Source organism: Pedobacter chinensis, from assembly GCF_003339865.1.
GTDB classification, from domain to species: Bacteria; Bacteroidota; Bacteroidia; order Sphingobacteriales; family Sphingobacteriaceae; genus Pedobacter; species Pedobacter chinensis.
On record NZ_QPKV01000006.1, the window covers coordinates 67185 to 81924 of the forward strand.

Annotated in this window: 14 protein-coding genes; 9 read left to right on the forward strand and 5 right to left on the reverse strand. The window is 34.5% G+C overall.

Annotation, left to right across the window (positions count from 1 at the left end; all coding sequences use genetic code 11):
- Window positions 1–2 precede the first annotated feature (2 nt).
- From DU508_RS14515 to DU508_RS14555, 8 genes are all read left to right on the forward strand, one after another.
- Complete coding sequence (locus tag DU508_RS14515; RefSeq protein ID WP_115403539.1) at window positions 3–545, forward strand: hypothetical protein; 543 nt, start codon at window positions 3–5, stop codon at window positions 543–545.
- Window positions 546–1049: 504 nt separating this feature from the next.
- Complete coding sequence (locus DU508_RS14525; protein WP_115403541.1) at window positions 1050–1823, forward strand: hypothetical protein; 774 nt, start codon at window positions 1050–1052, stop codon at window positions 1821–1823.
- A gap of 41 nt (window positions 1824–1864) precedes the next feature.
- Window positions 1865–2590 carry a gliding motility-associated ABC transporter permease subunit GldF gene (gene gldF, locus DU508_RS14530; protein ID WP_115403542.1) on the forward strand — a complete coding sequence of 242 codons (726 nt, stop codon included), beginning with the start codon at window positions 1865–1867 and terminating at the stop codon, window positions 2588–2590.
- A complete protein-coding gene (gene gldG, locus DU508_RS14535) occupies window positions 2590–4275 on the forward strand; it encodes a gliding motility-associated ABC transporter substrate-binding protein GldG (RefSeq protein ID WP_199562720.1) in 1686 nt (561 codons plus the stop codon). Before gldF ends, gldG begins: the two co-directional genes overlap by 1 nt.
- Window positions 4276–4308: 33 nt before the next feature.
- Window positions 4309–5433, forward strand: a complete 1125-nt coding sequence (gene dnaN / locus DU508_RS14540) for a DNA polymerase III subunit beta (protein WP_115403543.1) — start codon at window positions 4309–4311, stop codon at window positions 5431–5433.
- 82 nt (window positions 5434–5515) lie between these two features.
- Window positions 5516–6187: a DUF4397 domain-containing protein gene (locus DU508_RS14545; RefSeq protein WP_115403544.1), complete on the forward strand. Its 672-nt coding sequence runs from the start codon at window positions 5516–5518 to the stop codon at window positions 6185–6187.
- A gap of 60 nt (window positions 6188–6247) precedes the next feature.
- On the forward strand, window positions 6248–6949 hold the full coding sequence (locus tag DU508_RS14550; RefSeq protein WP_115403545.1) for a DUF4397 domain-containing protein: 702 nt from the start codon (window positions 6248–6250) through the stop codon (window positions 6947–6949).
- Window positions 6950–7024: 75 nt separating this feature from the next.
- Window positions 7025–7711: a DedA family protein gene (locus tag DU508_RS14555; RefSeq protein WP_115403546.1), complete on the forward strand. Its 687-nt coding sequence runs from the start codon at window positions 7025–7027 to the stop codon at window positions 7709–7711.
- 106 nt (window positions 7712–7817) lie between these two features.
- Here DU508_RS14555 and DU508_RS14560 read toward each other — a convergent pair whose 3' ends face one another.
- From DU508_RS14560 to DU508_RS14575, 4 genes are all read right to left on the reverse strand, one after another.
- Window positions 7818–8774: a zinc dependent phospholipase C family protein gene (locus DU508_RS14560; protein WP_115403547.1), complete on the reverse strand. Its 957-nt coding sequence runs from the start codon at window positions 8772–8774 to the stop codon at window positions 7818–7820.
- Between the two features lie 26 nt (window positions 8775–8800).
- Window positions 8801–9154: a hypothetical protein gene (locus DU508_RS14565; RefSeq protein ID WP_115403548.1), complete on the reverse strand. Its 354-nt coding sequence runs from the start codon at window positions 9152–9154 to the stop codon at window positions 8801–8803.
- Window positions 9155–9324: 170 nt separating this feature from the next.
- Window positions 9325–10545, reverse strand: coding sequence for a DUF3999 family protein (locus DU508_RS14570; protein ID WP_147273637.1), 1221 nt, complete (start codon window positions 10543–10545; stop codon window positions 9325–9327).
- Entirely contained in the window at window positions 10535–12910 is a 2376-nt protein-coding gene (locus DU508_RS14575; RefSeq protein ID WP_115403550.1) for a DUF2339 domain-containing protein, read from the reverse strand. The genes DU508_RS14570 and DU508_RS14575 overlap by 11 nt, the downstream gene beginning before the upstream one ends.
- A 156-nt stretch (window positions 12911–13066) precedes the next feature.
- Between DU508_RS14575 and DU508_RS14580 the strand changes: the two genes are divergently transcribed.
- Window positions 13067–13510, forward strand: coding sequence for a DUF4395 domain-containing protein (locus DU508_RS14580; RefSeq protein WP_115403551.1), 444 nt, complete (start codon window positions 13067–13069; stop codon window positions 13508–13510).
- Window position 13511: 1 nt separating this feature from the next.
- On the opposite strand, the gene DU508_RS14585 is transcribed toward DU508_RS14580, so the two are convergent.
- Complete coding sequence (locus DU508_RS14585) at window positions 13512–14543, reverse strand: Atu2307/SP_0267 family LLM class monooxygenase (protein WP_115403552.1); 1032 nt, start codon at window positions 14541–14543, stop codon at window positions 13512–13514.
- Window positions 14544–14740 lie beyond the last annotated feature (197 nt).

Here is a 14740-nt window from a genome sequence, read left to right on the forward strand (position 1 = left end):
CCATGTTCAAAATCCAGATTTCGTTAGTTATAATCATATTTTTAGCTGCATCCAATTTAAAAGCTCAAAATACAACCAAAATTGGGGTAGGCGCAGAATTTGGCCTTCCTTCTGGCAATTTCGTTAGTTTATCAGGCATCGGCCTGGGCGCATCAGTAAAAGCAGATTTTCCAATTGCACCAGCTTTGGCAATAACCGTTAACGGTGGGTTTATGAATTTCTTTGGTAAAAGAAATCAATTGCTGCGTGTTCAGGATCTAACTTATATTCCTTTAAAAGCAGGATTGAAATACCTGTTAAGTGAAAGCTTTTATGCAGAAGGTCAGTTAGGCGCGGGTTTGCCGGTTAACGATGGGCAGAAAACAGTTTTCATTTGGTCACCTGGTATCGGGAATCAATTTAGGTTATCAGGTAAAAATAAGCTTGATTTAGGAGTTCGCTATGAAGCATGGACTGGGAAGAATGAAACTGGGATTATCGGGATCAATAATTCAAACACTAAAGGTTTTGTGGGAATTAGATTTGCTTATGTTTTTGGATTATAAGGTTTAATCCAAATTCTCAATGAGATTTCTTTCCTCAAATTGTTGAACTGTTTCAACGAAATCTATTTAAGATTAATCTATATAAACATTGATTTTTTTATCTCTCTAAATCAGTGCTTAATAATGTTTGTCTATAAAAGCAAAATAATTCACAACAAATTAACTTAAAACATGAAAAAAGTATTATTTTCTTTATTAATGGTTGCAGGTTTGCAGCTTCAGCACAAATAGAAGATGCAGTTTTAGCACAGAAAGTGGAGGCAGTACTCTTTTTGCCGTGGCTCCAACTTTAGGCGCATCATTTTCAGTAGCTGATAAATCTAGTTTGGGCTTTGGCTTACGCTATGAAAACTGGTCAGGCAATGGTGGTTCTACAGGTTTCATATGAATCCGTGCAGCCTTTGCTTTCAGTCCATAAGAAACCTTAAAGGCTTCCTGATTTGGTTCAGGAAGCTTTTATTTTTGCATTTAATTTGAGTATTTTAGTTCAAAACCAATTATCTCATGTATCAATACATTTTCTTTCTTGTTATTTACCCCGGTTTACTTTTGTTGAGCGTGTTTTTTGGTGCTCATTATGCAGCGCATCGAATCAGGTTAAACAAATCATGGAAAAATATTGGGCTTGAATCCAGTTTGATGAGCATTTACGCCCTGTTATTATCATTTGCCCTTGCAGGATCGAGCAACCATGCCAATCAGAGAAATGACGAAATTTATGCTGTAGCCGATAAGCTTTCACTTGTAATTAAAAAATCAAAATATTACGAAAATGAATTGAAACACGGCGTTCAAAAGTATTTGATTACCTTTTTTTCAATACATAACCATAATTTAAGTGCCGATGCAAAGGAAAGCGAGCACGTTATTAAACAAATCCTTCATAACGATCAGCAACTGGATATTTTTTTGATCAATTATCAGAAAAACCATGTAGAAAGTAAATCTGAAATATCCGAAATAACCTCAAATACTAGTGCACTACACGCTGCATATATTCGCCTCACCCAAAATTATGGCAAGAATACACCAACGCTAATCATTAGCATTTTAATTCTGTGCTCTTTTTTAATGGGTTTCCTGATTGGTTATATGAAAAAGATACATAATAATCAAACTTTTGTGGTTACAACTATATTTATAATCATAAGCTCTGTGATGATTGGTGCCATATGGGATCAAGATCATCCTGGGATTGGTTTAATCAAGCCAAATTATCAAAGCATTACTGATGTTAGTGATTTATTCAAGGCATATTTACTTAGCAATCATATTTAATTTGCTGGAATAATTAGTTAACTTCGACGTTTTATTAGCACATGTACGCAGTTTTTAAACGCGAGTTATTCAGTTTTTTAAGTTCAATGGTTGCTTACATAACCATTGGTATTTTCTTATTGGTTTCAGGGCTTTTACTTTGGTTTTTTCCAGATACATCCATACTCGATTATGGATATGCCGATTTAGCGGGTTTCTTCAGTCTGGTACCTTATCTCTTTATGTTTTTGATTCCTGCAATTACCATGAGATCTTTTGCTGAAGAAAGGAGAGAAGGAACGTATGAACTCTTAATTACCAAACCCATAACACTTTGGCAAATTATTTTTGCAAAGTATTTAGCAAGCCTGGTGTTGGTTTTATTTGCGCTTATTCCAACACTGATCTATTATTACTCCATCTCGAAATTAGGATTTCCTGAAGGCAATATCGATTCAGGAGCAGTAATCGGATCTTATATCGGGTTATTTTTATTAGGCGCAGCTTTTACATCGATTGGAATATTTTCTTCAGCCCTGACCAAAAATCAGGTAATAGCCTTTGTGATTTGTGCAGGTTTATGTGCTTTTGCATTTTTGGGTTTTGATTATACCAGCCAAATTATTTCTTTGCAAAATGTAGAAGTATTGATTTCAAATCTGGGGATAAATCAACATTATAATTCAATGAGCCGAGGGGTTTTAGATACCAGAGATCTAATCTATTTCATTACTTTTTCGAGCATGTTTTTATTGTTTACCAAAATAATTGCAGGAGGAAAACGATAATGATCAAGAAAAGCAAATGGACTGATTTCATTATTGTGGCATTAGCCTTAATCATTTTAAATATCGCTGGTCAATATACATTTTACCGTTTTGATTTTACTGCTGATAAACGTTTTACGTTGAGTGAAAAGACAAAGGCTTTATTGCAAAAAAATCAAAAGCCAATTATCATCACTGTATTTTTAGAAGGTCAGTTACCGCCAGCACTCAAACGTTTACAAACTGGAGTAAAAGATTTGCTTGCTGATTATAAAGCCTACTCAAAAGCTGATGTGAAGCTGGTTTATATTGATCCGTTAGAAGGATTAACGATTGCTGAACAAGATACAGTGATTTACAACCTTAGTCAGAACGGGATTGAAGCGACCCGTACAACATTAAAAACAGAAAGTGGAACGACTGAAAAGCTGGTTGTGCCAATGGCGATGATAGAAAGTGACGGGAAGCAAATGCCGGTAAAGCTTTTGCAAAATTTCAATGTAGCAGGCGGATACGAAGAGAACATCAATCGATCGATTGAGAATTTGGAATATACTTTTACATCAAGTTTGAAGAAGGTGTTGAACGGGTATAACCCACGAATTGGTTTTACAGAGTCAAATGAAGAACTTTCTGATTTACAGCTCGAAGATGCAAGAATCAGTTTAGCCAATCATTACATTGTTGGTCGTGTTGATTTGAATTCTATTACCAAAGAAGGTTTGGATAAGCTAAACGTGATGATTATAGCTAAACCTAAAAAAACATTTACAGAAACCGAAAAGTATAAAATTAATTATTTCGTCATGAATGGCGGCCGCGTACTTTGGAGCATAGACCAAAATAATGCAGATTTAGAGAATTTGCGGGGGCAGAGTGGTCAAATGGCGACAAGCAGAGACTTGAACCTGGATGATATGCTGTTTATGTATGGTGCCAGGATTAATTATAACATTATTGCAGATCCGGCAAATAATGCAGAAATTCCGGTTTCTACCGGGGTTGTCGGCGCACAAAATCAAATGCAACTTGTACCCTGGATTTATTACCCCATTTTACTTCCCGATACGGCGCATAGTGTAGTTAAAAAAATAGATGGTGTAAAATCAGAATTTCCGAGTACCGTAGATACCATTGGTGTAAAAGACGTTACCAAATCTTATATTTTAACTACATCGCCTTATAATAAGGTTTATAATTTACCTAAGCCCTTTAGCTTACAAATGGTTGCCGATGAGCTGGATCCAAGAGCATTTCAAAGTAACCCACAGAATGTGGGGGCATTGCTTGAAGGAAACTTCCCCTCGGTATTTGACGGAAGACCATTGCCTGCAGGGATCAACCAGCCATTTACCACTGCCAAAAGCAGTAAACCAACAAAAATGATCGTGATTGGAGATGGGGATATTTTCAAAAATCAGGTTTCAGAAAAAGATGGTTCAGCATTTCCACTGGGCTTTGATCGTTATTCACAGCGAACCTTCGGAAATAAGACGTTATTGCTAAATATCATCGATTATTTTACCGATGATGATAATTTAATCAGCCTTCGAAACAAAGAAGTAAAGATAAGATTACTCGATAAAGCCAAAATTAAGCTGGAAAAAACAAAATGGCAGTTTATAAATGTTGTTGCTCCTTTGTTATTGTTAATATTCTTTGCAATTTTTCAACATTATTACCGCAAATACAAGTACGCTAAATAATTTTTATATTTTTGAAGAAGACTAAATGATATCATGAGATTTATTGTATCCACATCAACTTTATTAAAACATTTACAAACTGTAAATGGCGCATCAAGCAGCAGTACAGTTTTACCTATACTTGAAAATTTCCTTTTCGAAATTAAAGATGGAAACTTAACTATCTCTGCTACCGATTTGCAAACCAGCATGACAACTGCTTTGGCTGTAGAATCAAAGGAAGAAGGTAAAGTTGCAGTTCCATCTAAAATTTTGTTAGATACACTTAAAACTTTGCCAGATCAGCCCATTGCATTTAACATTGATGATTCTACTTTCGCAATTGAAATAAGTGCGGGCGATGGAAAATATAAGCTAAGTGGCGAAAACGGAGATGATTTTCCGAAAATTCCTGTAGTTGAAAATGCATCATCAGTAAATTTACCAGCATCAGTATTAACTGAGGCTATAACCAAAACAATATTTGCAGTAAGTAATGATGAGTTACGCCCGGCGATGACTGGTGTGTTCTGCCAATTATCACCTCAGCACATTACATTTGTAGCAACGGATGCGCACAAATTGGTGCGCTACCGCAGAACGGATAGTAAAGCTGATAAGGCTACATCATTCATTTTACCTAAAAAAGCTTTAACACTTTTAAAAGCCGCGCTTCCATCAACAGATATTAACGTATCAGTTGATTATAATGCAACAAGTGCTTTTTTTAAATTTGAAAACATTAATCTGGTGTGTCGTTTAATAGACGAACGTTATCCGGATTATGAGGCAGTGATCCCTCAGAATAATCCAAATAAACTGGTAATTGATAGAGGTTTGTTTTTAAATACACTCCGTAGGGTTGTGATTTTTGCAAATAAGACCACACATCAAGTACGGTTAAAAATTAATGGAAGTGAACTCAATATCTCATCAGAAGATTTAGATTTCGCAAATGAAGCGCACGAACGTTTAAGCTGTCAATATGATGGAGAAGACCTTGAAATTGGCTTTAATGCACGTTTTTTGATTGAAATGTTAAGCAATTTAAGTGGCGATGAAGTTACTTTAGAATTATCTACACCAAACAGGGCAGGTCTTTTAATTCCTCAAACTAATGATGAAAATGAAGATGTTTTAATGTTGGTTATGCCTGTAATGCTAAACAATAGCTATTAAACTACTAATCATTTAGTTTAAATATAAAAAATGGCTTGGTTTTTGACCAGGCCATTTTTGTTTACTGACCAATACGCTAACTATGAAAATCTTTACCAAACTCTCCAAACTATTCTTTCTTTTTGCTGTGATAATTTACTTTTCTTCTTGTAAAAAGCATGATCCGGATGTTATAGTTAAAGGAGAAGCCAGGGTAAAAATGATTAATGCAGCTCAAACAGAAACAGATCAGGATGTTTATATAGATGGAGAAAAACGCTCAATCTCAGCGCTTGCATTCTCTGAAACAACAGATTACCTGAAAATTTCTTCGGGCAGCAGATCAGTTAAATTTATTGGTTCAACTAATCTGGAAACAGAAGCTACTCTTAATTTTACCCCATCCATCACATATTCTACATTTTTAGTAAATGACAGAAATGGCGTTAGAGAAATAGTTAGTTATGAAGATAATCTTAGCAATACCGAATCAGGAAAAGCAAAAATTAAGCTGATTAATCTAACCCCGTATTTCAGCACCGGAATTAATGTTAGTGTGCAGGCAGGTACTCAATTTGTTAACGGATTGCTTTATAAAGAAGCATCTGCTTATTTTTCTGTTGATGCAGGAATGAATTTGAGATACAATGTTGTTGGATCTGGAAGCATTAAAACCATTGATGGAGTAAATCTTGAGGCAGGTAAAATCTATACCATCTGGTTTAGCGGAAACTCATCTGTTGCTTTGGAGGCTCATGTTATAACAGATAATTAATTTCAGTAAGTTTATATGCTTTCTATTATCTTTACGTTTTACTAGCGTAGTAATCCTTTTATGAAAAAACGTAATTTTTTGACTTCGAAGCTATTTTTTTTATTATTTGCCATAACGTTGCTAGTCAGTTCGTGTATAAAAAATAACAATTTTATAAAAGGCGACGCAAAAATTCGAGTTTTCCACGTCGCATCTACTGATACCACCCAAAATTTTTTCTTAAACGGAAGACAGCTTGGTTCTGCAGCAACCTATGGTACAAATAGTAGTTATATTGTTGTTGCTGGTGATTCTACATATAAAATTACTTCCAGAAACATAAATTCTGCTAATGATTTAACAACCCTGGCAGCTGTACATCCCTCAATTGGTAAAAATTATTCGGTTTATTATACCAGAAAGTCAACTACAGCAGCTCCTGAATTAATTTATGATGAAGATGATGTCAGGCCGAATCCTGATAGTGCTAAAGTTGTGTTTTGGAATTTAGGTTATACTTTAGGTTCTCCTGTTATTGTTACCGATTCGGGAAATGCATTTTCCAAATTAACTATGGTTTACGGAAATAAGTTAACCCGGAAAATTAAGGTAAATAAATCGACCAAAATTTCCTTTGTTCTTACTACGCCTACTACAACTAACCCTCAACCGGTTGTTACCCTGTTAGATTCTACCACTATTTCCAATGGAAGGGTATATACGGTAATAATTGATGGTTCAAGAACAGGAGAACTTCAGAAACGCTTAGTTAGCAGTAATTAACTAAATCAGATATTATTTTTAGAAAAGATTAATTATCCCTTTCATATTCATATTTTTGCCCAAAATTAGATAACCTTGGAATTACTACAACAACTTATAGACTTTATACTTCATATTGACGTTCACTTAGCGGAAATTGTTAATGAATATCGTACCTGGACTTACCTGATCCTATTTCTAATCATATTTGCTGAAACCGGATTTGTCGTGACGCCTTTTCTTCCAGGCGATTCATTATTATTTGCCATGGGCGCCTTAATAGCAGGTGAACATGAAACAGGTTTAAATATATGGCTGATGCTAATTATTTTAATGATAGCAGCAATATTGGGCAATACAGTTAACTATAAACTAGGAAGTGTATTGGGCGCTGGGGTATTTAAAGAGAACAATAAAATTTTGAAGCTAAAATACTATCACCAATCTCATGAGTTTTTTGAAAAACACGGTGGTAAAGCAATTATGCTTAGTCGTTTCTTACCTATTTTTAGAACCATTGCGCCTTTCGTGGCAGGTATTGCAAAAATGCCATTTGGTCGTTTTACCTATTACAATATTGTAGGTGGCGTGGCCTGGATTTTTTCGCTGTTAATGGGTGGTTATTTATTAGGGCAGATTCCTGTGATCAAAAATAACTTTGAGTTAGTGATTATATTTATTGCTGTGGTTACATTTGTTCCTGCAATTTGGGCAGCTATCAGAAGCCGTTTGCAACCTAAAAAAATCGAAGAAATTATTGAAGGCGAAGATTCTAAAGATTAATCAGAGATCTTGCAAATAATATCTTTCTGTTTTTATTCATGGTTCGTGCCCTCATGAGCCATTTATCAAACACCAGCCGATAGAAGGTAAAAATTCTAAGAGATGATCAGAGTTCTCGGCCAATTAAAATACCTTTCTGATATTTTTTTTCAACATCCATAGCTTCTTTTTTGTCTTCAGGATTGATCTCAATTTTAGTTAAATTTTTAAGTTCAGGTTGTCCTGCATCAACCCAGGCTGAATACCAAAAAGAACCGATCTTTAATATTGCAGAACGCATTTGCCGCTCTACCATATTGTTCATTTGATCGTGGTAGGCTTTGGAATAAGCCAGAGAGTACTGTTTCAACACAATGTTGTTTTTTTCAGAAAAACTGTATTTTTTATCTGATGGAAAAGAAGCCGCGAGTTTCGCTTCAAAAGTCAATACCGTATCAACAAGACTATTGGTATGCTTAAGTATTTTCCAGGCTTCTTTAAGTGGATTTTCTATGTAACTCGCTTTGCCGACCACAAAGTTGTAATTGGTTGAGAATAGTTCAGGTAGTCTGCTTTCCCAAAAAGCATGAATGCCAATCTGATTGGTTAATTGCCCGTTATGATTTGAAGTGGTATGTAAAGGAACGTGTGCATCGCCGATATAGTGTCCTAAATCTGCCGAATACCTTAAAATCTTAACCGAATCGCGGGCTTTGAAAGCTTTAACCAAGCTAAGATAAGTGCGTTGAATTTGCCACGGAACGATGCCATTTGCATTCAAGTGTTTCAATCCATATTTGGTTAAGGCATCGTTCCACTTTTCAGGAATGCTATCGATACTTTTTTCATAATTTTCTACATCCAGATAATGACGCGGAGCCTCAAGGGTATCTGCATATCTTCGTTTATCTGGATCAACAGCATGTTCAGTAATGTATTTAATATTCCTTTTATAGAAACCAATCATTTCTGCAGGCAAGGTAAAAACGGCCAGATTGTTAATTTTCTGATGCGCAAAGAAACCCCAGGAGGTACAAAGAAACAGCGGGATGATTAACGTCATTAAAATCGTTAATCTTTTCATTCTGTAATATAAGGAAATTAAAGGATTTAATTCATTTTCTTAATATGAAACAATCCACCTAAAATTGATACGGGAGCAAAAATAAAAATGGCCAAAATTTGTGTCCAATGATTCCCGGTAGATTTAAAAAGTGAAAAGGCAGCAAACCCGGCAATGATTAATGCGAGTATGTAATTGATATTTAAACTTTTAGTTTTGGCAATAAGCTGTGTCACAAATCCCGAAACAATTGAGAATAAAATGCCATAAATTGCCGTAAATATTACAAAAATGTTTGTTGGATCTGCATGCGGATTATTACCTGAAGCTTTAAATAAAGCAAGTGAGGTTATTACAAAAACAAAATATCCTGCTATTAAGCCTAAAATTTTTCTAATCATTTTACTGTGGAATATTTAAACTTCAAATTACACTAAACATATTATTTCATTCTGTTTGTCAAAAAACGTGATTTCCTCATGTTAATTTTTCAAATTACCTTTTTGATTCTGTAAGTTGAAAATGTTCTTCATGTTTATCGTACATTAAATAATCATTAGAAGCTATATTTCTAATCCCTCAACATTTTAAAAGAAAACCAACCCAGTAAAACAATAATAATAGCCATCAATGCCCAAAGCCAGGCTTTGTTGTTGAATAATGGTTTTTCAATTTCGATTGTGTAAGTTGGATTTTTCTGTTCCTGTCCAATATTTAAGGCTGTTAAATCCGTTGGAATTTTATTTTCAAATTTTTCTATTTCATAACTCGGAGCATCTGCATTTTCATTGCCGTAATATAAGGCATATTCTGGTTTTTGATCATCAAATCTGGCAATGAGCTCATAAATATTTCCTTTCAAATCCAAATCGCTCAATTTTAAAGGTTTATTATCATGGTTTTGAATCGTGATTTTTATCCGCGAAGTAATGGTATTTGGGAAATGATATTCCGCTTTTTCTAATGAACTAATAGTTCCATCATAAATATTTGAAAAATTATACTGAATGCCTTTGTCGGTTTGGAAACTATCCGTTGCATGCTCAATTTTAATTGGACGATAAAAATCGAAATCACTTTGAGCATTTAATTTCAAATAGGAGAGTGGAGCTGTATTTTTTAATTCTACATCAATTATTGTTTCTTTAGTTTTCTGATTGTTCTTTAGGATAAAGGATTTATACTTAACATTTTCATAAGTTCCTTTTATAGTATCAATTTTTGCTGTTTTCGCTTCTAATAATTCTGGCTGAACAGTGCTTTTAACTGCTATTCTAAAATACTGATATTTGGAATCAGGGAAACTCAACTTGGTAAATTGGTAGTCCGTACTACTATTTTTAATTGATAAAATACGAGAATTGTTTAAAATGGAAAACCATTCTATATTATTATTACTGCCTTCAAGTGCAACCTGCCAATCAAAGTTTTCTTGCTTAAAACTCAGATTGATTTCATTGATTATACTTGCCGCAGGCAATTGAAAGGTATAGAAATATCCATTCGCGTTTGCGCTCTGATTGATTTGTTTAAATGTAATTTCCTGAGTATTTATTTGATCTGCCCTTTGTTTTAATAAATACGGAACCTCAACAGTATCTTTTCCTTTGACGCCAAAAATCCTTAAATCTGTAAAGCCAAAATTTGCATTTTTATATAACTGATCGGGCAATTTTATACTGTGCCAATTTGAATTAACACCAGTAATGCCTCGTTTAAACCTATAGCTATTCGTTTGTGCTTTTGTAAACACAGCAAAAAGCAGCAACACCAAAAGTAAGTTAATCTTCAATCTTAGCATCATCAATAATTAAATGTTTGTACTTATTGTAAAGAAAAGAAATAATGAGCAGAAGTACACCTAGCGATACAAAAACGATAGTTTTTGAGATTGTACTTAATGAATAAATATCGTAAAAGAAGAGCTTTATCAGGGTAAGGCCAAACAAAACCATAGCACCAATACGCAAATGTTTTTTGTTTTTTGCCAGGCCCATTCCAATTAAAAACAGCGAATACACGCCCCACAAAATGCTCAAACCTAACTTGTAGCTTCCTTCAGAATGCAACAATTCTAAAATGTTAATCAGTTCACTGCTGATTGCCCATAAAATAGAAATATAAAGTAGGTAATCGAACATGGTTTTGAAATCTCTTTTCAGTAATCCTGACCGTTGCAATTGATAGCATTGAATAATCAGTAATGCGAAAAATGTCAGTGCCAGGTATCTAATGCCAATATTGAATGCGCTGATGATGAAATATTTGTTTTCGTTGAATAAATAAGAATCTCTTAATTCGCTTAAATTGTATAGACCATGGGTTAAAAACAGCACGACTATCAGAATATTTATAACAAGATTAGCAATTGCAAGTTCTTCGTTTTTTAATCTTTTAATATTGACTAGTGTTAATGCTGAAGCGAAAAATAAACTATAAATATATATCCATGCGGTTTTTAGATTTTCATAATTATAATTGTACTGATAGGAATTGTAATCTTTCTTTTGACCCGGATTAGTGTTAACCTTTGTCAACTCGAACAGGTTGTTGAAATGTTTTGCTATCTCTATCCGAAATGAAAAGTAAATGACCAAAAGCAGTATTGTTGGAATAGAATAACTTAAAATCTGTCTCATCCAAATCCATTCTGCTGGTTTTTCCATTTCTTTTTTGCCGATGCTGAATATCCATGCAAAGCAAGCAATAAAAATAGCAGCAGTTAAAAAGCCAATATTGAATATTGGAGTAACTGTTGTCGCACCTGAGTACACATCATAATAAGTTGTCCAATCTTGCAATAAGCTGAAAAAAGCTAAAAAAATTAATGGAAATGATAGTTCCTCATAAATAGCGATGGTTTTAATTCTTCCCAAATAAAATAATATGGCGGCTTCTGCCGCCCAGAAAATGGTTACCCAGCCGCCATCTAACTGTACAGGAACAGCTAAAGTGATAAAGGTAATTACCATGACTAAAATCAAATAAAATAGATTCTTGTCTGCAAGTTTTCTTTTGTAAATGATCAAACTGATAATGAAGTGGATGACTGCGTTTACCAGGGTAAATAAGCCTAATAGTTCGGTACTATTCTTATTTTCTGATAGAATGAAGTAGCCAATACCATAAAAAATAAAAGAGTTTAGCAGCAAAATGACCGCATCACTAAATCCGAAAACTTCTCTTTTAGTTACTTTATAAGCCAAATTGGTTATGTAGAATGTGATAAAGAATATACAAGAGAATAGCAATGATAATCCGAAAAAGTTGTTGTTGGGATTTAAATCTAATCTCCAAGCTAAAAATATGATCCATGTCAGGGTAAAAGAAGCATAAAATAATGGCTTCCAATATTTTTTGAAGCTCAGAATCAAAATTCCGATGTTAATTATAGCCATGTAAGTAAACAATACTCCAACTTTTCCTGAGCCATCGCTTAATAGAAACGGAACGGCATAAGCACCAACCAGGCCAATATGGGCAATTACCTGCTTGTTATATTTGATGGCCGCAATAATGGTAAATGATGTAAACACCACCATTAATGCAAAGGCTAAAGCTTGTGGTATTAAGGCGTAAAAATCATAAGCGGCATAAGTGATAAAATACATGATTGCAATTGCCCCGCTTACTAAAACAGCCGAAAAATTCTCATATTTTGCTTTCAGCTTTATTGCAAAAGCCATTAAGCCTGCTCCAACAACATAACCCAAAACAATTCTCGTTAAAGGACTAACCATATCGTGATCGATAGCATATTTTGCTCCGATACCCACACCAAGAATTAAAATCAGAATGCCAATTTTGCTGATCAGATTTTCGCCGATAAACTTTTCGAAATCTGATTTGACCATATTCTCACGTTTAAACCAGTGTGTGAAATTGCTTTGTGGTTGATTTGATGTTGGTGGGAAAGGACCTGGAATTACACGAGGTTCTAATGCGTTTTGATTTGCAACGCTTGGTGGTGTATTTCTTGGCGGAGGGGCAATTACAGACTCAAAAGGTTTTACAAGAGGAGCGGGAGTTGTGCCGTGTGTTTGTAAAGCTTTGACTTCTTGTTTTAAAGCTTCAATTTCAGCCTCAAAACTTTGTTGTCTGAGTAATAAATTCTCTAGCTTAACCAAAAGCAGGTTTAATCGTTCGGAATTATCCATTCTATATTTTGTAGTGCATAAATTATTACTTTAATAAATATAGGAATGAAATTTTACAAGGTTAAGAATTTTTTTAGTGGGGCAGCAAAATTTTGGGTACAATGGGTTAAGTTTTTTTATTAAATTTAATAGATTTATAAAAAAAAATCATATTAAATGGAATTATCTTGCCCAATTTCAGTTGAAAGAGTAAACGAAAATGTAATAAGAATTATAGCATTTATTGTAGCGTTAATCGTAATCACCTGCATTGTTTTTTCCAATTATTGGGCAATTGTTTTTCTGATTCTGGATTTCGCTTTAAGGGCTTTTACCAACGGAAGATTCAGCATTTTGAAGTTTGTTGCCATCAATGTGGCTAAACAACTTTCTTTAAAATCCAAAATGACAGATTTAGCTCCAAAAAAATTCGCGGCAATGTTGGGCTTTATATTTTGCCTCATCATTACCGCAACATTTTTGTTGAATTTTTATAACCTGACCATAATATTTAGTGCTGTTATGGCTTTATTTGCTTTGCTTGAAAGTCTTTTTGCAATTTGCGTTGGATGTTATGTTTACACGGCTATGCAGATGATTACCAAAAGTAGTAAAGCCTGATTTATTTCTTTAATGCCTCTCTAACTTTCGGCGCAATCTTAGTCCCGAAAATTTCTATTGATTTCATCATCGCAGCATGAGATGGTCCACCAACATCCATGTGTGCAGAGAAACGGGTTAAACCGAATGTTTCTTCCATGGCTAAAATTTTATCTACAGATTCATTTGCATCGCCAATAATTAAAGCACCTTCACTGCTTCGGCCAGCTTCAAATTGATTTCTTTGAAAGGGAGCCCATCCGCGTGTGCGACCAATTCTATTCATTTGAGCAGAATATAATGGGAAGTAATAATCAGAAACTTCCTGACTGTTTTCGCCAAATAATGAGTGCATATGTACACCAACTTCAAATTTAGCCATATCATGGCCATAAGCCTGGTAAACCTTTTTGTAGTAATCAAAAAGTGGTTTGAATTGTACCGGTTGACCACCAATAATCGCGAACATTACTGGTAAACCTAATCTCCCTGCACGTTCAACCGATTCTGGAGTTCCACCGATGGCCACCCAAATTTTCAAATTGTTGTTGACCGCACGGGGCAAAACTTCTTGATTAATCAATTCAGGCCTGAATTTACCTTTCCAATTTATTTTAGGTTCTTTGTTTATTTTTAAGAGCAACTCTAATTTCTCTTCGTAAAGTTCATCATAATCCTGAAGGTTATAGCCGAATAATGGAAATGATTCAATAAAACTCCCCCGACCGGCCATTAACTCTGCTCTGCCATTCGAGATTAAATCAATTGTAGCGAAATTTTGATAAAGTTTTACAGGATCTGAAGAACTTAAAACAGAAACGGCGCTGCTTAATTTAATATTTTTAGTTACCGTGGCAGCAGCCGCCAAAATGATTTCGGGGCTTGAAACGGCGTAATCAGGACGATGATGTTCACCTATTCCATAAAAATCCAAACCCACTTCGTCCATGAGTTTAATTTCTTCTATAATTTCCTGAAGTCTTTGTTGAGCGGGTTGAATTTCTCCCTTTGCATTGATTTGCAAATCGCCGAACATGCCAATACCTAATTCCATAATTGCTAAATAATTTTAACAAAAATAACAGGTTAGGGTTTGAGAAGATTTGATGTATGATAAGAAAATTAAAAGATGTAGATGTTCAAATAGCAGGAAAGCTGAAACAAGTTCAGAATGACGGGCGATCGCGTTCATGAACTATTAATAATGCAAAGTCATTTGTTAATATTCGAATAACCGTCTGGCCATGGTTC

Excerpts from the sequence above, each read along its gene's own strand:
- DU508_RS14585 (WP_115403552.1), bottom strand. The coding sequence starts at position 14,543 with ATGGAATTAGGTATTGGCATGTTCGGCGATTTGCAAATCAATGCAAAG.
- DU508_RS14560 (WP_115403547.1), bottom strand. The coding sequence starts at position 8,774 with ATGAAAAGATTAACGATTTTAATGACGTTAATCATCCCGCTGTTTCTT.
- gldF (WP_115403542.1), top strand. The coding sequence starts at position 1,865 with ATGTACGCAGTTTTTAAACGCGAGTTATTCAGTTTTTTAAGTTCAATG.
- DU508_RS14575 (WP_115403550.1), bottom strand. The coding sequence starts at position 12,910 with ATGGATAATTCCGAACGATTAAACCTGCTTTTGGTTAAGCTAGAGAAT.
- DU508_RS14545 (WP_115403544.1), top strand. The coding sequence starts at position 5,516 with ATGAAAATCTTTACCAAACTCTCCAAACTATTCTTTCTTTTTGCTGTG.
- DU508_RS14550 (WP_115403545.1), top strand. The coding sequence starts at position 6,248 with ATGAAAAAACGTAATTTTTTGACTTCGAAGCTATTTTTTTTATTATTT.
- DU508_RS14525 (WP_115403541.1), top strand. The coding sequence starts at position 1,050 with ATGTATCAATACATTTTCTTTCTTGTTATTTACCCCGGTTTACTTTTG.
- gldG (WP_199562720.1), top strand. The coding sequence starts at position 2,590 with ATGATCAAGAAAAGCAAATGGACTGATTTCATTATTGTGGCATTAGCC.
- DU508_RS14515 (WP_115403539.1), top strand. The coding sequence starts at position 3 with ATGTTCAAAATCCAGATTTCGTTAGTTATAATCATATTTTTAGCTGCA.
- DU508_RS14580 (WP_115403551.1), top strand. The coding sequence starts at position 13,067 with ATGGAATTATCTTGCCCAATTTCAGTTGAAAGAGTAAACGAAAATGTA.
- DU508_RS14565 (WP_115403548.1), bottom strand. The coding sequence starts at position 9,154 with ATGATTAGAAAAATTTTAGGCTTAATAGCAGGATATTTTGTTTTTGTA.
- dnaN (WP_115403543.1), top strand. The coding sequence starts at position 4,309 with ATGAGATTTATTGTATCCACATCAACTTTATTAAAACATTTACAAACT.